Here is a 20,072-nt window from a genome sequence, read left to right as displayed (position 1 = left end):
GCCAAGCAAACTGCAACTCGCGGAGATAAAAAAATATGCTGTTAATCGATATTGCCGTCGAGCACACTTTGGTGTCTAAAAAAGATGGCGTTCGTCAGACTTTCTTGCTGCATCCTTTCACTGATACACAGCGCGATTCACTGGGAAAATTCGAGCTCGTCCGCGACGTCAGCCAGCCCGGACTCAAAGATGTGAAACGCTCCACCTTCGTATCGTTTCACCAATTGGCGGAGCTGTATGCGAAAGGCCTGCTCGAAGAATTCGGGTTTTCCGTTCGCATGTGTCCGGGTAAAGGCACCTACCCTGCCAAGCTTCCAGCCAAAAAGATATTGCCCACCAGCGTCAAGCCGGGCTCTTCGTTCGATCTGGCGGTGCAAAAAGTGGATATTTCCAAACCGGCCACGCGCGAATTGAAAACGGCCTTGCTTCGCACCAACGTCCAAATTTAGGCGTGACGGCGCCGATCGATAAGGGAGCCGATGTGAATCCAACCATTGCGCATGCTGAACTGATTGCCACATTCAAGCGGGCCGAGGCAGATGCCGCTCACAAGTTCGGACTGATCCAAGCGGCTGCGAACAAGGGCCCCAAGGCAATACAAGCCGCCACAGAAACAGCGGCAAAGGCGGCAAAACGCAGGGACTCTTTTGCGAAAAAGCTGGGCGATCTGGGGGTGGACCTAAAGTATTGAACGCCGCCGAGCGCATGGCGCAACACCCACCATTGGCGACCGCGCACAACAGGCGATGATTGTCAAAACAATCTCCGCAATCTAAAAGCAGAATTGGCCACGGGTCCTGCCCCGATTTGCATGCTTTCCAAGCATGGCAATTGAAGCGTCTTCATTTTCTGGATTACAAAGGTGTTGAGAGAGATGGGAAACCGCTACAGCTGTCTTGCAGTCGTTCAGTGACGGTAAACGAATGAGTACTATCGGCCAGAACCGGACGTAGAACTTGCTACCCAGAGGCTCTCTCGCGGGATTCAGGGTTGGCTTCGTATCTAAGCCATCCTGCAATCGCAGAGCCTCCTCCAATTCGATCTTTCGGATGTGTTCTGCCTTCGTTGACTGGCACTTCCGCGAAGTCAAAAGGACTCATCCCTTCGATGCAGGCCACATTGACTCCGTATTGGTCTGGCGATGAGCGACGCTGGTGGAAGGTGTAAATACCGCACCTTGAGCAGAAATAGTGCTTGGCCTCTCCCGTATTAAACGTGTACAGCGTGAGTGCTTCATTGCCATGTGTGACCTGAATATCGTCTAGGTCGGCCGATACCGCTACTGCCCCTCGCATCCGACAGTAGGAGCAGTTGCATCTACGGGCTGTTCTCAGGCCATCTCTTAAACGCAATGAAAACCGCACAGTACCGCAATGACATGCGGCTTCATACAAAGGCCGTTCTGGGAGATTGCTATCGGTCATTCCTCATTCTCACTTACAAAGTGCGCGTCGGGAGATGACTGTATGGGCCCAAAGCTGAAGCTCAATCCTCGCCGAATGCGCGCGTACAAGTAGTTCTCAACCATACGTCATCGGGCGGACCATTGAAACCAACTAGTGCATCAACGCCGCATCGGAGGCAGATGGCCGTTTGATTCTGTTTGTCTCCAACGCCCCATTCAATGATGGTATTGGGTGCATTGCAGTCATTTCTCTGCCGCTTGAAGTAGGCCGAAAGCTGCGCGCCAAAACACAGCCAGAGCAATGCGATGGTGGACACCGACCTGAAGCAGAGGGATGGAGCATAAAAAAAGCGCCGGGCTCTCCCAAACCCGGCGCTCTCGTTCCAACAAGCTTTATCAAGCCAGCTTGAACGGCAGCTCGCGTGGCGTCTTGCCCATGATCTGCGCGATGGCATTGGCAAACGCCGGTGCCAGCGGTGGCAGGCCCGGTTCGCCCATGCCCTTCGGTGGATCGGCGCTAGGCACGATGTGCACGGTCACCTGCGGCATGTCGGTGATGCGGGGCACGGCGTAGTCGCCGAAGTTGCTCTGCTCCACCACACCGTCCTTGAGCGTGATGGCTGCGCCGGGCAGGCAGGTGCCCAGGCCCATCAGCGCGGCGCCTTGCACCTGGGCTTCGACGCTCTTGGGGTTGACCACCAGGTTGCAATGCACGCCTGCGGTGATGCTGTGCAGCTTGGGCGTTCCGTCTTTGACGGAGGCCTCGACCACATAGGCCACCACCGACTCGAACGACTCGTGCACCGCCACGCCCCAGGCACGGCCTGCGGCCAGCTTCTTCTTGCCGTAGCCCGACTGGGCGACGGCCAGCTGCAGCGCCGCCTTGTGGCGCGGGTGCTTGTCGCCCATCAGGGCCAGGCGGTAGGCCACAGGGTCCTGCTTGGTGGTGCGGGCCACTTCGTCGATCAGGGTCTCCATGGCGTAGGCCGTGTGGGTGGAACCCACGCTGCGCCACCACAGCACCGGCACGTTCACATCCGGGTGGTGCACCGACAGCTTCATGGGCACGTCGTACGGCTCTTTCATGCCCTCGATGGCCGTGGCGTCAATGCCGTTCTTGATCATGAAGGCCTCGAATGGCGAGCCCTTGGTGATGGACTGGCCGACGATGGTATGGTCCCATGCCAGGATCTTGCCCTTGGCGTCAAAGCCGATCTCGGCGCGGTGCACGTGCATGGGGCGGTAGTAGCCGCCCTTGATGTCATCCTCGCGGCTCCACAGCGTGCGCACGGGCGCGGTGATACCGGCAGTGCGGGCCGCCTTGGCCACGCCGCAGGCCTCCACCACGTAGTCGCTGGTGGGGATGGCGCGGCGGCCAAAGCCGCCACCGGCCATCTGCGTGTTGACCTTGACGTTTTGCGGCTGCAGGCCCAGCGTCTTGGCGGCGGCCATCGCATCCAGGCCGGGCATCTGGGTGCCCATCCACAGCTCCGCCTTGTCCCCGTCCAGCTTCACGGTGCAGTTCAGCGGCTCCATGGGCGCGTGCGCCAGGTACGGGAAGACGAACTCGGCACTGATCTTGTGGGGTGCGCCCGCCAGCGGCGCCATGTCGGCCTGCATGGCCACATTGCCTGGCTTGGCGGCCAGTTCGCGGTACTGCGCCAGCAGCGCGGCGGTGTCGGGCTTGGTGACCGCGCTGGTGTCCCACTCCACCTTGAGGGCGTCGCGCCCCTGCTTGGCGGGCCAGTAGCCGTCGGCCACGATGGCAACGCCCTCGCCGCCCCGGTCGGTGGGCACGCGAAGCACGGCCTTCACGCCCTTGATGGCTTTGGCAGCGCTGTCGTCCAGGGACTTTACCTTGGCGCCAAACACGGGCGGGCGGGCCACCACGGCCGTCATCATGCCGGGCAGGCGCACGTCAATGCCGTAGTCCTGCTGGCCGCTCGACTTGGCCTTGGCATCCAGCCGCCCGGTGGGTTTGCCGATCAGGCGGAATTGCTTGGGGTCCTTGAGCGCGACCTTTTCGGGCACGGGCTGCTTCATGGCGGCTTCGGCCAGCGCACCGTAGCCCAGCTTCTTGCCACCGGGGCCGACCACAAAGCCGCTGCTGGTGCGCAGGGCCGACGCGTCCACGCCCCACTGGGCGGCCGCCGCCGAAACCAGCATGGCCCGGGTGCGCGCGCCCAGCTCGCGGTACTGGGTGTACGAGTTCTTGATGGAGTTGGAGCCACCGGTGAGGTGCATTCCAAATGCGGGGTCGGCGTAGGCCGGGTTGGCGTCGCCGTGCACGCTGCGCACCTTGCTCCAGTCGGCATCCAGCTCCTCGGCCAGAATCATGGGCAGGCCGGTTTGCACGCCCTGGCCAAAGTCCAGGCGATTGATGGTGACGGTGACGGTGCCATCGGCATCGATGCGCACAAAGGCCGAGGGCTGTTCGTGCGGCTTGAGGCCAGCGGGGGCCGCAGCGGCTGCGCCCTGCGCAGCAGACACCAGGGGAAATGCGCCCAGCGCAAAGCCCGAGGCAGCCGACACCTTGAGGAAGGTGCGGCGAGCCACACCTTCCGACGCATCAAAAGCTCCTGAATTCATAGCGCCCTGCGCTTTATCCACTAGCGCTTGGAGGTGTTTCGGCATGAAATGTTGTGCCTGGCCCTGCAGGGCATGGGGTTCGAAGTGCATGGTGGTCTCCTTCAATCAGGCCAGGGTCTTGGCAGCGTCGTGGATGGCGGCGCGGATGCGCACGTAGGTGCCGCAGCGGCACACGTTGCCGGCCATGGCAGCGTCGATGTCGGCGTCGGAGGGCTTCTTCTTGCCCTTGAGCAGCGCGGTGGCGCTCATGATCTGGCCGCTCTGGCAGTAGCCGCACTGGGCCACGTCGTGCTTGACCCAGGCGGCGTGCACTGCCTTGCCCACCTTGTCGTCGGCGGCAATGGCTTCAATGGTGGTGATCTTCTGGCCTGCCGCCGCCGAGATGGGCGTGATGCAGGACCGCACCGGCGCGCCGTTCAGGTGCACGGTGCACGCACCGCACAGCGCCTGGCCGCAGCCAAACTTGGTGCCGGTCATGCCCAGCGTGTCGCGCAGGGCCCAGAGGATGGGGGTGGATTCGTCGGCATCCACGGCCGTGTCTTTGCCGTTGATATTGAGGGTGGGCATCGTGGGACTCCTTGGGATGAAGGTCAGCGCTCAAAAGCACAGCGCAATCGGTAGGGCGGCGCGGGCAGACATCACGCCGCTTTGTTGTTTTAAGAGAATAACTATTCGATTAAACCGCAAAATTCGAGTTTCTGCAGCGGCACGATTTACGCCTTGATGGCGTCCCAGCACAGGCCAAACGCCATTTGGTGCACGGCCTCGTCATCGGGCAGCACCTGGGTACGGATCAGGTTGCCGGTCTCCCGCACCGAGCCCACCAGGCTGGCCGTGAGCAGCGGAATGGGCACGGCCTTGAGGATCTCCTGCTGCTGGCCTTCTTCCATCAGCGCAAAAAAGCCCGCCATCAGCCGGGTCGAAAATTCGCGGTTGCCCTGGGTGAACCAGGGCGAGTTGTAGTACTGCTCCTGGAACACCACCTCGGCGTATTGGTCCAGCCGATGGCGCAGCAGGTTGCCCCAGGCGCGGCGCACCCTTGCGCGGTAGGGCATGCCAGGTTCTATCCCGTCCATGATGCGCGCGGCCGTCACGGTCTTGGCATCTTGGTACAGCTGGCTAATCAGTTCGTCCTTGGACGGGTAGTACACGTACAGCGTGCTCGTGGCCACACCCGCTGTCCGGGCAATGTCGGCCAGGGTCAGGCCGCTCAGGCCACGCTGGGCCACCAGGTCAAAGGTGGCCTGGGCAATGGCGCGCTGTTTCTCGTCGTCTTTGCGTTTCATCGGAACCAGGAATATAAACGAACACAGATTCGACCACTGTCAAAATTCACTGCACAGGCCCTGGCGCAATGCGACATCGTACGGGGGATGCACAATCGTGGCCATGACCACGAACTCCATCGCCGACCTCCGCACGAGCTACGAGCGCGCCGAACTCAACGAAGACGCCTCGCACGCTGCCCCCCTGCAGCAGTTTGACCAGTGGCTCAAGGAAGCCATCAGCGCCCAGGTGCCCGAGCCCAACGCCATGACCCTGGCCACCGTGGGCAGCGACCTGCGGCCCAGCACACGCATCGTACTCATCAAGGGTTATGACGAGCGCGGCATTGTCTGGTTTACCAACTACGACAGCCGCAAGGGCCGCCAGATTGCGGGCAACCCGTTTGCAGCGCTGCAGTTTCACTGGGTGGAGCTGGAGCGTGTGGTGCGCATCGAAGGCGTGGTGGAGAAGGTCAGCGACGAGGAAAGCGACGAATACTTCAGCAGCCGCCCCCTGGATTCGCGCATCGGCGCCTGGGCCAGCCCCCAAAGCCAGGTCATTTCAGGCCGCAGCGTGCTGGTGGCCAACGCGGCCAAATACGGGGCGCAATTCATGCTTAAGCCACCCCGCCCTCCACACTGGGGCGGCTACCGCCTCAAGCCCGACCAGTGGGAGTTCTGGCAGGGGCGCAAGAGCCGCCTGCATGACCGGCTGCGCTACCGGCTGGACGCGGGCGAATGGGTGCGGGAGCGGCTGGCGCCCTGACCTGAACTAGGGCCCTGGGCCTTAGCTCAGCCCGCCACCCAGCGCGTCACCGCCACAATCACCACTGGCATCGTCACCAGCCCCAGCGCGGTGGACACCGCCACGCTGGCGGTCACCTCTTCTTCTGCCACGCGGTAGCGCTGGGAGAACAAGAATACGTTGGCCCCCACGGGCAGCGATGCTGCCACGATCATCACGGCCAGCGGCATGCCCGACAGGCCCAGCGCCCAGCCCATGCTGGCCAGCACCAGCGGGTGCACCACACATTTCACCAGCGCAATGCGCAGCGCAGCCTTGAACTGGTGGCCCACCTTGGTGAACGCCAGCGTCACCCCCACCAGCAGCAGCGCAATCGGCCCCAGCGCCTGGCCCAGCAGCTGCAGGGGCTTGCCCACCACCTCGGGCACCACCAGTCCCGTCTGAGCAAACAGCAGGCCCGCAATGATGGGCAGCGGCACGGGGTGCACGATGCCGTTGCGGATGGCCTGCAGCACGGTGCGCCACATGGGCTGCTGCACGCCGCCTGGGCGCTCGGCATGTTCGCGTGCAGCCGCCAGCTCGAACACCACCGTGGCCGCAGTCAGCAGGATGAGCGAATGCACCGAGATCAGGGTGAACAGCGTGACCAGCCCCGCATCGCCAAACACCAGGCCCACCAGCGGCACGCCGATCATCAGCGTGTTGCTGAAGGTGTTGGCCAGCGCCCGGGCGGCGCCCAGCGTGTTGAAGCCCTGCACGGCCAGCGTGGCCGCGTAGACCACGCCAAACGCCACAAAGTAGATGCCCACGGGGCCGAAGTTGAGGTCTTCGATGTGCACCGTGCTCATGGTGCGAAACAGCAGCGCGGGCGTGAGCACCATGAACACGAGGTTGGCCAGGTCCTTGACGGATTCGGCACGAATCCAGCCACGCCGCCCCACATAAAAGCCAATGGCGATGAACAGGATGACGGGGATCAGCGAGGTGAAGACAGGAGAGTTCACGGAGAAAAGCGCGCCAGGTCGGCAAAGGTGGGCGCCGATTGTCTCCCATGATCCCTGCCGACTCGGCGTGCTGCGCCCACCGCACACCCAATTCTTGCTACATATTCAATAGCTATTAGCGCATATTCCACTAGCGCTTGACGCCGATTTCATTCAATTCCCCGGCCTGGGCCCGCTGGGGACGTATCTGCCGCGGCGCGCGGCGCATCTGGTGACAGCAGAGCCAGCAGCCCTTGCAGCCCCTCCACACGGTGGTCAGCCAGAGGCCAGGGTTCGACCCCCGGCCGCACCGTCTGGACGGTGGTGGCCCCCAGCGCGCGTCCGGCCGACAGTTCGGACAAGGGGTTGTCGCCCACCACCAGCATCTGGCAGGGCGCGCAGCCCTCGCGGGCCAGGATCTGCTCAAAGAGGGCCTGCTTGCCATGCGCGGCGCCGGTGGGTGGTGCGTCAATCGCGTCGATGAGCACCTGTTCGAACCAGGGGCGGATTCTCAGCGCATCGATCTTGCTGTCCTGCAGGCGCCGAAAGCCGCTGGTGACCAGATAGCGCCGCAGCGGGATGCGGGGCAGCAGTTCGATGTCGGCATAGCCTCGCAACGGCGTCTTCACCTCCATCTGGCTGAACTGCTGCCACCCCGCAGCGCGCATGGCGGGCGTGAAATGGTGGCGCTCAGCCACCAGGTCGAACGCGGTGAACCAGCAGGCCTGCAGCGCTTGCGCAAGGGCCTCAGGGGCCAGAGCGCCCTGATTGGCTTGCCGCACCGCCTCGAAAGCGGGCTCGAACAAGGGCCCCACCGCCCGGGCATCCATCAGGCAGTTGTCCAGATCAAAAACAGCAACGGTGTAGTCCAAGGGCATCGCTCATAAAAAAAGTATCACTGAACAGCGTGGCGCGTGACGGGCAAACGCCGCCCGCCTCATCCGGCCACGACGGACACCCCGTGGTCAGCCAGCGTCAAGCTGACCGGGGCCCCCACATCCAGCGGCAACTCCACCAGGGGCGACACCACAAAAATGGCGCCCAGGGCGCTGGCAAAGGTGTATTCCATGACGCTGCCCAGATAGGTGCAGCGGGTGACCCGCGCGGCCAGGCCCGCCGATGTGGCTGGTCCGATCACCCAGGCCTCAGGCCGCACGGCGATCTTGACCGGGCCTGTTGGCAGTGCGGCGGGTGACGGCACACGCAGCGGGCCCAGCTGCGCATACCCGGTGACTGCATTGCTGCCCGGGCTGGGCGCGTGGTTCTGGGCCGCGAACAGCATGGCCTCGCCCATGAAGCCCGCCACAAACTCGGAGGTCGGTTGCTCGTACAGCGCGCTGGGCGCGCCGCTTTGGGCGATGGCGCCCCGGTCCATCACCACGATCTGGTCACTGACGGCCAGGGCCTCGGACTGGTCGTGGGTGACATAGGCCACGGTGAGCTTCAGGCGCTGCTGCAGGGTCCGGATTTCCTCGCGCATGGAACGGCGCAGGCGGGCGTCCAGGTTGGACAGGGGTTCGTCAAACAGCAGCACGGCGGGCTCTAGCGCCAGCGCGCGGGCCAGGGCCACACGCTGCTGCTGCCCGCCCGACAACTCGTGCGGCCTGCGCTGGTCCAGACCGTGCAGGCCCACGGTGTCGAGCATGGCACGCGCCTTGTCGCGCACCTGTTGTTTGCCCAGGCCCGACAAATGCAGGCCGTAGACCACGTTGTCGATGACGTTCATGTGCGGAAACAGCGCGTAGTTTTGGAACACCAGGCTCACGTTGCGCTGCGCCGGACCGAGGGGGGTCACGTCCTGCCCGTCGATGAAGATGCGTCCCGATGTGGGAGATTCGAGCCCGGCAATCAGGCGCAGTGTGGTCGTCTTGCCGCAGCCCGACGGCCCAAGGATGGTGGTGAGCGTGCCGCGCGGCACGCTGAAGCTGATGTGGTCCACCACCAGCGGGGCGCCGGGCGACGAGCCGTACCGCTTGCTGACATCACGGAACTCGATGCCATGCGCTGCAGGTGTCTCGGAGGGGGCCGTCACGGGCATCTCATTCTTCCCAGGCCACGACGGCATCCACGCCGATGACCTGCCCCGCGTCCATGCGGTTGAACAGCGTGACCTGGGCGCCCATCGCCTCGGCAATCTGCCGGCAGATGGACAACCCCAGCCCCACCCCGCCCTTCCCCGCCGAAAACGGCTGGAACAGTCGCTGCCGCACGGCGTCGTCGATACCGGGGCCCTCGTCCCACACCAGAACCTCGCGCCGCCCAGTGCTGTCGCGCAGCAGCACACCCAGCCGCCCATGGGTGGGCGTGTGGTGGATGGCGTTGGCCAGCAGGTTGCGCATCAGTTCGCCCAGCAGCGCTGCGTCGCCGGGTGCCCACAGCGTGTCAGGGCCCTCCAGCGCAAAGTCGAGCCGCTTGGCCGCAATCAGCGGGGCCAGTTCCATCACGGCCTCGCGGGCAATCGCGTTCAGGTCCACGCTGGGCAGCTCGCCCATGCGCTTGAGCTGTTCCACCTTGCTCAGGCTGAGCAACTGGTTGGCCAGGCCCGAGGCGCGGTCCACGGTATGCAGCATCTGCTGCAGCGCATCGCCCACCAGCATGTCTCCGGCCATGGCGGCCTGCAGCTGGGTGCGCAGCACGGCCATGGGGGTGCGCAACTGGTGGGTGGCATCGGCCAGAAAGCGCCGCTGCTCCTCGATCCAGCGGCTCTGGCTGTGTTGCAGCTCGGCAAAATGCTGCACGGCGGGCGCGAGTTCCGACGGGCCTTCGTAGATGTGCTCTGCAGTGCCCGTAACGTCGCCGCTGGGCGGCCGCATCAGCGATACATCTGCATGCCGCAACCAGCCCGATGCCGCCCGCGCCAGCAGCACCGCCACGGTGGTCATCGCCAGTGCCAGCAGGACCACCCACCACAGGCCCGAGCCACCGCCCAGCAGGCGGCGCGCACCCGGCAGGCGCTCGCCCAGCGGGCGCGCCGCCTGGCGCACCACGGGCGCAGCCACGGTTTGCCCGTTCTTCGCCTCGGCGGGCTGGTACAGGGTCACGGCCACCCGCACCAGTTGGTCCCCGACCTGCGCCAGGTAGAAGTGCACGGCACCGGGGTCACGCACCACCTCGGTGGGAGGCACTCGCGGCAGGTCGGCGCTGCCAGCCAGGCGTTCGCCGTCCAGATTGCTCTCGCGGTACCAGACACCGGGCACGGGTTGGGCACGCAGGGAGGTGGCGGGCTCTGCTGACAGATCTGCAGGCCAATGCGCCAGCGCCTGGCGCAGGGCCTCATCTTGCGCGGTAGCGTCATGCTGCGCCTGATAGCCCCATTGCACCACGCAGATCACGGCCACCAGCCCCCACAGCGGCACCAGCCAGCCCACCAGCAGCACCCGCTGCAATGAGCCGCCCCGCGGCCGCCAGGGCCGCCGCTGCCACCACCGCAGCGTCACCGGGCCACCCCGCCCTTATCGGACTTGTCGGCTTTGTCCGTCTTGTGGGCGGCCATGCTGTCGGCATCGCACAGCAGGTAGCCCACGCCGCGCAAGGTCACGATCTCGGCGTTGGTGCCCACCAGCTTCTTGCGCAGCCGGTGCACCACCACTTCCACCGCGTCGGCTTGCACCTGCTCGTCCGTGTTGGCAAACACCTGGGTGCGCAGCTCTTCCTTGCTGACCACCCGGTCCACGCGCGACATCAGCAGCCGCAGCAGTTCGGACTCCCGCTGCGACAGCTCCAGCGGCAATGCGTCGTTGTAGAACACGCCACTGCCCGGCTCGCGGTACAGCGCCCCGCAGCGCAACTGCCCGTCGCGCCCCACGCGGCGTGTCAGGGCCCGCAACCGCGCCACCAGCTCATCCAGGTCAAAGGGCTTGGCCAGGTAGTCATCGGCCCCGGCCTCCAGTCCTGCCACTCGGTCCGTGACGGCGGCGCGGGCCGTCAACGCCAATACCGGTGTGGTGCTGCCGCCATCGCGCAGGCGCCGCAGCACCTCCAGCCCGTCCAGGCCCGGCAGCGACAGGTCGAGCGTGATCACGTCAAACGCGGTACGCCGCGCAGCCGCCAGGGCCTCCTTGCCATCGGCGCAGCACAACACCTCGAACCCACGGGCCACCAGACTGCGGCTCAGGGCCCCGGCCAGATCAAAATCGTCTTCGACCAACAGCAGTTTCATCCCCCGATCATGCCGCCTGTGGCGGGCTGGGGCCACTGTGCTTCTACGGACAGGCGATGAAAGCGAAGCGAAAGGCGGTGCACGCCCCTCCACGGCTGTGCCGCTGTACAGTAATGCGCAGTATTTTCGAAACCGCCTCCATGAGATACCTCCGGAACCAGACAGCGCTGCCAGGCCTTCATCAAAGGACCTTGCAGCTGGTGGCAACCGCACTGGCCCTGTGCACGGTGCTGCCGGCCCAGGCCTCGCAGTCCCTGCGCTGCAATGGTTCGCTGGTGGGCAAGGGAGACTCTCCGCTGACGCTGCTGCAAAAATGTGGTGACCCCGTCTACCGCCAGGGCGTGTGCGTTTCCATGCTGCAGCTGGGTTGGGTGGTGACGCCCTACCGCCCGGGCAGTCCCGCAGCAGTGCTGGCCAACCAGTGTGTGCCCATGGAAGAGTGGACGTACGACCGGGGGCCGGGCACCTTCCTGGGGGTGGTTCGCATCTACAACGGCACCATCGAATCCGTGCGCGACGGCGACCGCAGCAGGTAGCGGGGCCCGCTGGTCCGCCTGTCCAATGCGCTGGAAGGCCCTCAACCCTCAGGAAGTCGCGGCGATGACGATGCTGGATTCGTCAACAACCGCCGTGGCTTGCTGGCCCGCTCGAACCTTGGCTCCTTCAGCGGCAAAGCCCACCAGCTGGATGCCGCTGGGCAGCTGCAGCACCACCTCGGGGGCGGCGCCGCGAGCGACGCTCCGCACCACCCCGGCCATGGCATTGCCTGCGGGACTGGACGGGTCCGGTGCCACCTGAACCGCCGTTGCCTTGCACAGCGCCAGCACACCCAGCCCGGCCTTCAAACCCAGCAACTGCGCGCTGACCCGCGTGATGGACGCATGCAGCGCCTGCCCATCCGCCAGCAGCAGCTGCACGCGCACCTGCCCTCCCACGGCCCGCACCTTGCCCACGGTGCAAGGAAACTGGTTGCGCATGCTGGTGCGCAGCGCCAGTGCGGCGCGGCCGGTGGCTGCGTCGTCGTCGCGGTGCAGTCGGCTCAGCACCTGCTGGCGCGCAGCGGCCAGCGCATGGGCAGCCTGCAGCACCCGCTGTCCGGCTGGCGTGAGTGCCGCCCCACCGCCGCCGGTGCCGCCCACCACCTTCTCCACCAGCGGCACCCCGGCCAGGTTGGTCAGCGTCTCCAGCGCTTGCCAGGCGGCCTTGTAGCTCACGCCCGCGCCCCGCGCCGCCTCGGAAATGGAGCCCACCTCGCCAATGCGGCGCAGGATGTCAATGCGCTTGTCCGTGGCCTCGTGGCCCAGCACCTCGGCCAGTGGCAGTGAAGAATTGCTCATGCGGGCATGTTAACTGGGTGGTGCGGGCGTTTGCGGCACCGCTGTTCATCAGTGGAATAGCGTAACGCCGGCCATGCTACAGTCCCGCTATTCTAATGAAGAATAGCGAGTCTGTCGTGAAGCGTTTCCTGTTGTCCCTGGCCGCCTCGTTGGCGATGGCGGTTTCGGCCCAAGCGGGTGAGGTGTCGGTGGCCGTGGCCGCCAACTTCACAGCCCCGATGCAAAAGATTGCCCGCCTGTTTGAGCAGGACACCGTCCACAAAGCCACGCTGGCTTTTGGCTCCACCGGGCGGTTCTATGCGCAGATCAAGAACGGTGCGCCGTTTGACCTGCTGCTGTCAGCCGATGATGAAACCCCAGCCAGGCTCGCGAAGGAAGGCCTGGCGGTCGATGCCAGCCGTTTCACCTATGCCATTGGCAAGCTGGCCCTTTGGAGCAAGCAGCCCAGCCTGGTAGATGCACAGGGCCAGGTGCTCCAATCCGGCACCTTCGACAAGATCGCGGTGGCAGACCCCAAGCTCGCCCCTTACGGAGCCGCCGCAGTGGAGGTAATGACCCAACTGGGCGTGCTGAACACCCTGCGGCCCAAATTTGTGCAGGGCGAGAACATTACCCAGACCCACCAGTTCGTCGCCACCCAGAATGCCCAGCTTGGCTTTGTCGCTCTGTCGCAGGTGATGGCCGATGGCCGCCTGGTGGAGGGCTCGGTGTGGGCCGTCCCTGCAGCGCTCTACACACCGCTGCGCCAGGACGCCGTGCTGCTGACCAAGGGCCAGGGCAACGCCGCAGCGGCGGCATTGCTGCAATACCTTAAGGGCGACAAGGCGCGCGCGGTCATCCGCGGCTTTGGCTACGAGCACTGAGATACTCACACCCCATCCACGCCACCGCCCTTTTCCTTTATGCCTCTGGGCCCTGAAGCACTGCAAGCCATCTGGCTGACCCTGCAGCTTGCCACCCTCACCACCCTCGTGCTGCTGTTGATCGCCACGCCACTGGCCTGGTGGCTGTCGCAAACCCAGTCCTGGTGGAAAGGGCCCGTGGGCGCCTTTTTGACCCTGCCGCTGGTGCTGCCGCCCTCGGTGCTCGGCTTTTACCTGCTGGTGGCTATGGGGCCCGCCGGGCCGCTGGGGCAGTTCACGCAGGCCATGGGCTGGGGCCTGCTGTCGTTCACCTTCACGGGCTTGGTGATCGGGTCGGTGGTGTTCTCGATGCCGTTTGCGGTGCAGCCGCTGCAGCATGCCTTCGAATCGATGGGCCGCCGCCCGATGGAAGTGGCCGCCACTCTGCGGGCCAGCCCGGTGGATGCGTTTTTCACGGTGGCCTTGCAGCAGGCCCGCACCGGTCTGCTCACCGCAGCCATCCTGAGTTTTGCCCACACGGTGGGCGAGTTTGGCGTGGTGCTGATGATTGGCGGCAACATCCCGGGCAAGACGCGGGTGGTCTCCACCCAGATCTACGGCCATGTGGAAGCCATGGAATACGCCCAGGCGCACTGGCTGGCGGGCGGCATGGTGCTGTTCTCGTTCGTGGTGCTGCTGTGCCTGGCGCTGCTCAAGAACCGTGGCTCGCGGGTGCTGTCATGAGTGCGCCCGGCGACCTGCGCATCCGGCTCACTCTGCCGCGTGCCGACTTTGAACTGGCCGTGGACCTGCACCTGCCCGGCAGCGGCATCACGGTGCTGTTTGGCGCCTCGGGCTCGGGCAAGACCAGCGTGCTGCGCTGCGTGGCGGGGCTGGAGCGCGCGCACCCCGGCCTGGTGGTGGTGGCGGGCGAGGTGTGGCAGGACGATGCCACCCAGGTGTTTCTGCCCACCCATCAGCGGGCGCTGGGCTACGTGTTCCAGGAGGCCAGCCTGTTCGAACACCTGGACGTGCTGGGCAACCTGCGGTATGGCCTGAAGCGCGCCCGGTCTGCGCAGGCCGAGGCCACGCTGCAGACGGCCATCGAATTGCTGGGCATCGGCCGTCTGTTGCAGCGCCGGCCCGGCCAGCTCTCGGGCGGCGAGCGCCAGCGGGTGGCCATTGCCCGTGCCTTGGCAACTTCCCCCCGCCTGCTGCTGCTGGACGAGCCCATGGCCGCACTCGACCTGGCGCGGCGCCAGGAGATCATGCCTTGGCTGGAGCGCCTGCGCGACGAGCTGCACATCCCCATGCTGTATGTCACGCACTCTGCCGACGAACTGGCACGGCTGGCCGACCACCTGATGGTGCTGGAGGGCGGTCAGGTCAAGGCCGCCGGGCCAGTGGACCAGGTGCTGTCGTCGGTGCACCTGCCTGTGGTGCTGGGCGACGACGCGGGCGCGCTGCTGCGCGGCCAGGTGTTGGAGCGGGACGCGGCCTGGCACTTGGCGCGCGTGGGTTTTGCCGGTGGCGCCATGTGGCTGCGCGACAGCGGCCTGCCGGTGGGCCAGGCGGTGCGGCTGCGGGTGCTGGCCCGCGACGTGAGCCTGACGGTGCAGGAGCCCACGCAGACCAGCATCCAGAACCACCTGCCCTGCGTGATCGACTCGGTCGCGCCCGACGCCCACCCCTCGCAGGCGCTGGTGCGGCTGCGCTGTGGGGAGTCTTTTCTGCTCGCGCGGGTCACCCACCGGTCCCTGCATGCGCTGGGTGTGGTGCCCGGCAGCGCGGTGTGGGCCCAGGTCAAATCGGTGGCGATTGTTCCTTGAGGTGCCCACCTGCGGCCCTGCAGCCCGGATCCGCACGCCCTCGCAGGGCGTGGCCACGACGCCTTATGGGGCCACGCACACGCCCAATGACTGACTTTTGGCCTGGTACATGGCGGTGTCTGCCGCGCGCAGGTAGTCGTCGACCGTCGCCAGCCTGGATGCGCTGGCGGCCAAGCCAACACTCGCGCCACTGATCACGGTGTGTTCGCCGATCACATAGGGCGCGGCAAGGGCAGCGGCGATCTGCTCTGCCCGTTGGCTGGCTTCAGCGGGGTCAATGGACTCCAGCAGCACATTGAACTCGTCGCCACTCATGCGGGCGACCAGATCCACCGCCCGCACGCAGGATTCGAGCCGCCGCGCCACCTGTTGCAGTAGCTGGTCGCCCACATGGTGTCCGTAGCAGTCATTGACCGCCTTGAACCCGTTGAGGTCCAGCAGCAGCACGGCAAACATCGTGGCCCCACCGCGTATTGGCTCGCCATCACCGTTCACCCCGTCGTTCTGGTGCAGTGCGATGAGTTGCGCGAGGCGATCGCGGAACAACGGCCGACCGGGCAAGTTGGTCAGCGCGTCGTAGGAGCTGCCACGCTCGGCCAGATCACTCAACGATCCCGCCATGCGCACGGGAACACCGTCTTCAAACTCGGCGAGCCCGCGCCAATTGACCCACACCAGCCGCCCCGCCCCGTGGAACGCACGGAAGTCCACCGAAAAGTTCGCGCTGTTTCCGGACAGGTGCCTGCGGTAGGCCTCCTGCACGCGAGCGCGATCCTCGCGATCAATCAGTTGCTCGAGAAAGCGCCAGCCTCCGTCGTACACATGATCGCGGCTACCCAGCCCGACGATCTGGAGAAAGCGCCCGGACACATGCAGGGCGTCCGTTCGCAAGTCCCAATACCAGATGCCGTCATTGGATCCGCGGGTCGCCAGCGAATAGCGGTTTTCGGAGCGCAACAGATCGAGTTCGGTGTTCTTCTGCTGGGTGACATCGATCATCAGGCCGATCATGCGGTTCGGGCGACCGGGCTCGACCACCGCGCGGCACAGGTCACGCACCCACACGACCTTGCCCGACTTGGCAATCAGCCGGTAGCTCATTTCGTAGGCATGGCTGTGCGTGGCGTTGTAGGCAGCATCGTCGATCACCAAGGCCTCGTCCAGATCATCGGGATGCACATGCGCCCTCCAGAAGCCCGGGTCAGCCCGCCACTCCTCGACGGAGTAGCCGAACAAGCGTTCGACCTGTGGGCTCAGAAAGGTATTGCCCACCCCGATTTCAGCCTCCCACACCACGCCATCAATGGTTTCCAGCAAGCGCAGAAAGCGCTGGCGAACTTCCACCAGCACCTGCTCGGTGACCTCGGTGATCTCGATCAGGACACCCTGGCGGCTGATCACCCGCTCTGCCGCATCCGTCTCCGGGTGGAACTGCAGACGCACCCAGCGGTAGTCCGCGTCGGCAAAGCGCAAGCGGAACACCGGCATGCCAGAGCGCATGGTGCCGATGTCGTCGGGATGCACGAACTCCAGCAAAGACCTGCCAAGCGCCGCTGCCACCGAGTGGCCAGTGAGCTTGTGCCACGCCGGGTTCAGGTACGTGATCTCCCACAGCGCATCGGTCTGCACCACCGCCTCAGGAAGCAGTTGCAACAGGTTTGCGGACGGCGTGGGAGTGGTGGGCATGCAGGGCTATTGCAAATGGATCAGATTCATGCGGGGCCGCGCTGAACAAGTCCTTCGCGCGTCGCGCGACCCGGCGTTGGGCGGCCTGCTGCGGTGCCAATCCCATTTCCGAATCGGTTGCGCGCCATCACCGGGACTGAGGCAGCGTCGCCTTGACGGATCGAAAAATCAACCACGTCAAAGCGAGTATGGCATGCATCCAAGTCACCTTTGGACTCGGTGATTTGGGTGGTTTGGGGCCGGGAGGTGTGCAAGCCAGCAACGCCCTCCCCCGCCGCTGGCTCGCTCACATCACGACGGCATCACCCGTCAGAACGCCACCTTCACCCCCACCGTCAGATTGCGCCCCATCAGCGGCGCTGCGTTCTTGATGAACGAGGTGTGCGCGTACGCCAGGCGGTCCGTCAGGTTGTTGGCCTTCAGGTACACCTGCCAGGGGGTGCCGCTGCTGAACTGGCCGTTGTAGCTCACGCCGAGGTTCAGCATGCCGTAGCCGGGCGTGGCGGTTTCAAAGTCGGCCACCCGGTTCTGGCGGGCCACCTGCACCCATTCCACCTGGCCTTCCCAGGCCTGCCAGTTGGCGTCCAGCCGCACACCGGCGCGGGTGGCCGGGATGCGCGGCAGCAGGCCGCCACCGTCCAGCCTGGCGCGCACGGTGTCGCCAAACAGGGTGATGCCCAGATTGCGTGTGAGGCGCTGGCGCACCTGGCCTTCGATGCCGGTGAAGGTGGCGTCGGCCTGGCTGTACTGCAGCAGTTGCAGGCCGTCCAGCTCGTCCAGGGTGCGGCCATAGATGTAGTTCTGGATACGGTTGCGGAACACGCTCACGCCGAAGGTGGTGTCGCCGCTGGTCTTCTTCAGGCTCACATCGATGTTCTGCGAGATTTCGGAGCGCAGGTCGGCATTGCCGCGTTCGTACGTGCTGGTGGCCATGTGCAGGCCCTGGGCGTACAGCTCTTCGGCCGACGGGGCGCGGCTGGCGCGGGTGAACGAGGTGCCCACCTGGTAGCCCGGCGTGAACTTCCACACCGCGCCCAGCGACGCCGAGGTGCCGTTGTGGCTGCGCTCGATGCCACTGGTCTGGGCCTCGGCCGTCTGGCGGTCGTGGCGCAGGGCGGCTTCAAAGCGCCAGTCGTTCCAGCGGTACTCCTCCAGCACGAAAAGGCCCGCCTTGCGGGTCACAGTGGGCTGCACATAAGCCTCCTCGCCCTCGGCGCTGAACTTGCGCTGCGAGGTCTGCAGGCCGATCACGCCCTTGAAGCCGCCGATGGGCTCGTGCTGCAGCTCGACACGCGTGTCGTAGGCCTTGTTCTTGAAGGTGGTGCTGATGGCGCCGTCTTCGACCTCGTCGTGTTTGTAGTCGGTGACACCCGCACGCAGCCGCAGGGCCGAGAAGCCCGCAAACGGGTTGCGCAGCTCGCCCCGCACGTCAAAGCGCTCGCTGCGCAGGTCCACCACCGGCACATCGCCTGCGGCGGCGTCGTGGTCATGGCCGTCGGCTTCGTCGTCCGCGTGGGCGCCGCAGTGCAGGTGGTCGCCATGGGTGTGGCAGCCGTCAAAGCTGTGGTTGTGGCCGGGCAGACCGTACTTGGCGGTCTGGCGGGTGTAGGCCGCACCCAGGTAGCCCTGGTCGCCCACCCACGACAGGCCCACGCTGCCAGTTTCCGTGCGGTTGAAGCTGCCCAGCACCTTGCTGCCGCCCGACCAGCCCTTGCCCACGCGGTAGTCGCCCGCATCCCGCGCCACGCCTTCCACATGCACGGCCAGATTGCCCGCCCCTCCCGTCAGCGAAAAGGCCCCGGCGCCCTCGCCCGCCCCCGAGTTGGCGCGCAGCTCGGCGCTGCCTTCGTAACCCTTTTGCGGAATGGCGGTGGGCACCTTGCCGTCCAGCACGTTGACCACGCCGCCCACGGCGCCGTTGCCATAGACCAGGGCCGAGGGGCCACGCAGCACCTCGATCTGCGTGGCCAGCAGCGGCTCGGACACCACGGCGTGGTCGGGGCTGATGGTGGAGGCGTCGTGCAGCTCGGCGCCGTCGCTCAGCACCTTGACGCGCGGGCCGTCCATGCCGCGGATGATGGGCCGGCTGGCGCCCGCACCAAAGTGGCTGCTGGTGATGCCGGGCTCGCTGTTCAGCGTTTCGCCCAGTGTGGCCTCGCGGCGGCGCACCAGTTCATCCCCTTCCAGCACAGTGGCGGGGGTGGTCATGTCGCTGGCGCCCAGTTGCAGGCCGCTGGCCGACACGGTGACTGCGGGCAGACTGGGTACAGCGTCAGCCGCCGCAGCGGGCGCGGGTGCAGTCTGCGCCTGGGTGGCAACGCTGGTGCCAGACAGAGCCAGCAGGGTCGCCAGGGCCACAGGGTGGAGCGCCGGGCGTGCACGGCGGGAAGCAAAGCGGTGGGTAGAAAAGGTGTGGGTCATGGTGGTGGCCTGCAACAAGGCATGCGCGGCGCTGGCGGTGCCAACGCGCCTGCGCATGCCGACCCGCGCCCTGGGCGCGGGTTGATGAATAAAACCGCTGCAAGCGCTAGTGAAATATGCGCTAGCAGCTATGAAAACAGGAGTAATGATGGGCGGCGCGCCGTGGTACGGCCGCTGGCAGCTGCCAAATCGGCCTGCATACAGCGGCTTGCATACCGCGCCCTGCGCCAGCAGGCACAACACCGCCGCGTTGCCCTGCAAGGCACACAGCGGGTACGCCGGCTGAGAAGGTGGGGCTGGAGGTGCGCTGCGCGTCAGGCGGCCGGTGGGCCGCGCGCGTGGAACAGCGCAATGTGGGGTGTGCTCGCCCGCCCTGCCGCATGCACGGGCGGCGGCAGCGGCGCATCGGCCGCAGGCAGCGCCAGCGGGGCGGCATGCAATGCGTCGCCCAGCGCCAGCTGGTCGAGCAACAGGCAGTCCACCGGCGCGTGGTGGGCCAGCAGATAGGGCAGCCACAGACCGTGGCCGGGTGTGGCAGCGAGTCGCGCAGTGGGGGCCGGGTCCCACGCCGGCTGCCCGGGCAACGAAGAGGGCGCGGCCAGCAGCCCGGCATGCGCCTGGTCCAGCGCGCCGCCGTGCACCACCTGGTGCAGCCGACCCAGCGTGGGCACCACCACCAATGCCAGCAGCAGCCACGCCAACGCCACGCGCCGCACCGCTGCGCCGCGCAGCGCGGCGGACGGCAGGTGCAAAGGGCGAAGGAAAGCGCGGGTCACGTCAGGCCAAAAGGTTAAGGGAGTGCGGCAGGGGC

At 65.9% G+C, this 20,072-nt stretch carries 20 protein-coding genes; 7 read left to right on the top strand and 13 right to left on the bottom strand.

Going from position 1 to position 20,072, the window contains the following annotated elements:
* Positions 1–35 precede the first annotated feature (35 nt).
* Positions 36–449, top strand: coding sequence for a hypothetical protein (locus C8C96_RS15905; RefSeq protein ID WP_121942922.1), 414 nt, complete (start codon positions 36–38; stop codon positions 447–449).
* 32 nt (positions 450–481) lie between these two features.
* Complete coding sequence (locus C8C96_RS15900) at positions 482–691, top strand: hypothetical protein (protein WP_099730274.1); 210 nt, start codon at positions 482–484, stop codon at positions 689–691.
* A gap of 268 nt (positions 692–959) precedes the next feature.
* Here C8C96_RS15900 and C8C96_RS15895 read toward each other — a convergent pair whose 3' ends face one another.
* From C8C96_RS15895 to C8C96_RS15880, 4 genes are all read right to left on the bottom strand, one after another.
* On the bottom strand, positions 960–1,424 hold the full coding sequence (locus tag C8C96_RS15895) for a GFA family protein (protein ID WP_116749865.1): 465 nt from the start codon (positions 1,422–1,424) through the stop codon (positions 960–962).
* A 377-nt stretch (positions 1,425–1,801) separates the two neighbouring features.
* The gene (locus tag C8C96_RS15890; RefSeq protein ID WP_121944048.1) at positions 1,802–4,084 is read right to left on the bottom strand and encodes a xanthine dehydrogenase family protein molybdopterin-binding subunit; all 2,283 of its coding nucleotides are present in this window, start codon (positions 4,082–4,084) and stop codon (positions 1,802–1,804) included.
* 15 nt (positions 4,085–4,099) lie between these two features.
* On the bottom strand, positions 4,100–4,561 hold the full coding sequence (locus C8C96_RS15885; protein ID WP_056744839.1) for a (2Fe-2S)-binding protein: 462 nt from the start codon (positions 4,559–4,561) through the stop codon (positions 4,100–4,102).
* 146 nt (positions 4,562–4,707) lie between these two features.
* On the bottom strand, positions 4,708–5,280 hold the full coding sequence (locus C8C96_RS15880) for a TetR/AcrR family transcriptional regulator (RefSeq protein ID WP_121942921.1): 573 nt from the start codon (positions 5,278–5,280) through the stop codon (positions 4,708–4,710).
* A gap of 103 nt (positions 5,281–5,383) precedes the next feature.
* On the opposite strand from C8C96_RS15880, the gene pdxH reads away from it, so the two are divergent.
* Positions 5,384–6,025, top strand: coding sequence for a pyridoxamine 5'-phosphate oxidase (gene pdxH, locus C8C96_RS15875; RefSeq protein ID WP_121942920.1), 642 nt, complete (start codon positions 5,384–5,386; stop codon positions 6,023–6,025).
* A 26-nt stretch (positions 6,026–6,051) separates the two neighbouring features.
* Here the strand turns inward: pdxH and C8C96_RS15870 are convergent, their stop codons facing one another.
* From C8C96_RS15870 to C8C96_RS15850, 5 genes are all read right to left on the bottom strand, one after another.
* Positions 6,052–7,008: an AEC family transporter gene (locus C8C96_RS15870; protein ID WP_121942919.1), complete on the bottom strand. Its 957-nt coding sequence runs from the start codon at positions 7,006–7,008 to the stop codon at positions 6,052–6,054.
* A gap of 149 nt (positions 7,009–7,157) precedes the next feature.
* Complete coding sequence (locus tag C8C96_RS15865) at positions 7,158–7,865, bottom strand: HAD family hydrolase (RefSeq protein ID WP_121942918.1); 708 nt, start codon at positions 7,863–7,865, stop codon at positions 7,158–7,160.
* Between the two features lie 59 nt (positions 7,866–7,924).
* Entirely contained in the window at positions 7,925–9,025 is a 1,101-nt protein-coding gene (locus C8C96_RS15860; RefSeq protein WP_121942917.1) for an ABC transporter ATP-binding protein, read from the bottom strand.
* Position 9,026: 1 nt separating this feature from the next.
* Positions 9,027–10,364: an ATP-binding protein gene (locus C8C96_RS15855; protein WP_233584329.1), complete on the bottom strand. Its 1,338-nt coding sequence runs from the start codon at positions 10,362–10,364 to the stop codon at positions 9,027–9,029.
* A 56-nt stretch (positions 10,365–10,420) separates the two neighbouring features.
* Positions 10,421–11,146, bottom strand: coding sequence for a response regulator transcription factor (locus C8C96_RS15850; RefSeq protein WP_056744825.1), 726 nt, complete (start codon positions 11,144–11,146; stop codon positions 10,421–10,423).
* Positions 11,147–11,346: 200 nt separating this feature from the next.
* Between C8C96_RS15850 and C8C96_RS15845 the strand changes: the two genes are divergently transcribed.
* Entirely contained in the window at positions 11,347–11,682 is a 336-nt protein-coding gene (locus C8C96_RS15845) for a DUF2845 domain-containing protein (protein WP_233584254.1), read from the top strand.
* A 48-nt stretch (positions 11,683–11,730) separates the two neighbouring features.
* Here C8C96_RS15845 and C8C96_RS15840 read toward each other — a convergent pair whose 3' ends face one another.
* Positions 11,731–12,483: a TOBE domain-containing protein gene (locus C8C96_RS15840; protein WP_121942915.1), complete on the bottom strand. Its 753-nt coding sequence runs from the start codon at positions 12,481–12,483 to the stop codon at positions 11,731–11,733.
* Positions 12,484–12,578: 95 nt separating this feature from the next.
* On the opposite strand from C8C96_RS15840, the gene modA reads away from it, so the two are divergent.
* The 3 genes from modA to modC are packed head-to-tail and all read left to right on the top strand — an operon-like array spanning position 12,579 to position 15,154.
* On the top strand, positions 12,579–13,346 hold the full coding sequence (modA, locus tag C8C96_RS15835) for a molybdate ABC transporter substrate-binding protein (protein ID WP_199737482.1): 768 nt from the start codon (positions 12,579–12,581) through the stop codon (positions 13,344–13,346).
* 39 nt (positions 13,347–13,385) lie between these two features.
* Complete coding sequence (modB, locus tag C8C96_RS15830; protein ID WP_121942913.1) at positions 13,386–14,069, top strand: molybdate ABC transporter permease subunit; 684 nt, start codon at positions 13,386–13,388, stop codon at positions 14,067–14,069.
* Positions 14,066–15,154: a molybdenum ABC transporter ATP-binding protein gene (gene modC / locus C8C96_RS15825; protein WP_121942912.1), complete on the top strand. Its 1,089-nt coding sequence runs from the start codon at positions 14,066–14,068 to the stop codon at positions 15,152–15,154. Before modB ends, modC begins: the two co-directional genes overlap by 4 nt.
* Positions 15,155–15,217: 63 nt before the next feature.
* On the opposite strand, the gene C8C96_RS15820 is transcribed toward modC, so the two are convergent.
* The 3 genes from C8C96_RS15820 to C8C96_RS15810 form a co-directional block, all read right to left on the bottom strand.
* Positions 15,218–16,840 (bottom strand): sensor domain-containing diguanylate cyclase, encoded by a 1,623-nt coding sequence (locus C8C96_RS15820; RefSeq protein ID WP_121942911.1) that lies wholly within the window; start codon positions 16,838–16,840, stop codon positions 15,218–15,220.
* A 309-nt stretch (positions 16,841–17,149) separates the two neighbouring features.
* Positions 17,150–19,261 carry a TonB-dependent receptor domain-containing protein gene (locus tag C8C96_RS15815; RefSeq protein WP_121944046.1) on the bottom strand — a complete coding sequence of 704 codons (2,112 nt, stop codon included), beginning with the start codon at positions 19,259–19,261 and terminating at the stop codon, positions 17,150–17,152.
* A gap of 314 nt (positions 19,262–19,575) precedes the next feature.
* Positions 19,576–20,013 carry a hypothetical protein gene (locus C8C96_RS15810; protein WP_121942910.1) on the bottom strand — a complete coding sequence of 146 codons (438 nt, stop codon included), beginning with the start codon at positions 20,011–20,013 and terminating at the stop codon, positions 19,576–19,578.
* Between the last annotated feature and the right edge of the window lie 59 nt (positions 20,014–20,072).

Origin of the sequence: Acidovorax sp. 100, assembly GCF_003688355.1 — a bacterium.
GTDB classification, from domain to species: Bacteria; Pseudomonadota; Gammaproteobacteria; order Burkholderiales; family Burkholderiaceae_C; genus Acidovorax; species Acidovorax delafieldii.
Note: the sequence above shows the minus strand (reverse complement) of the source record. Positions and strands in the feature narration are given on the sequence as shown.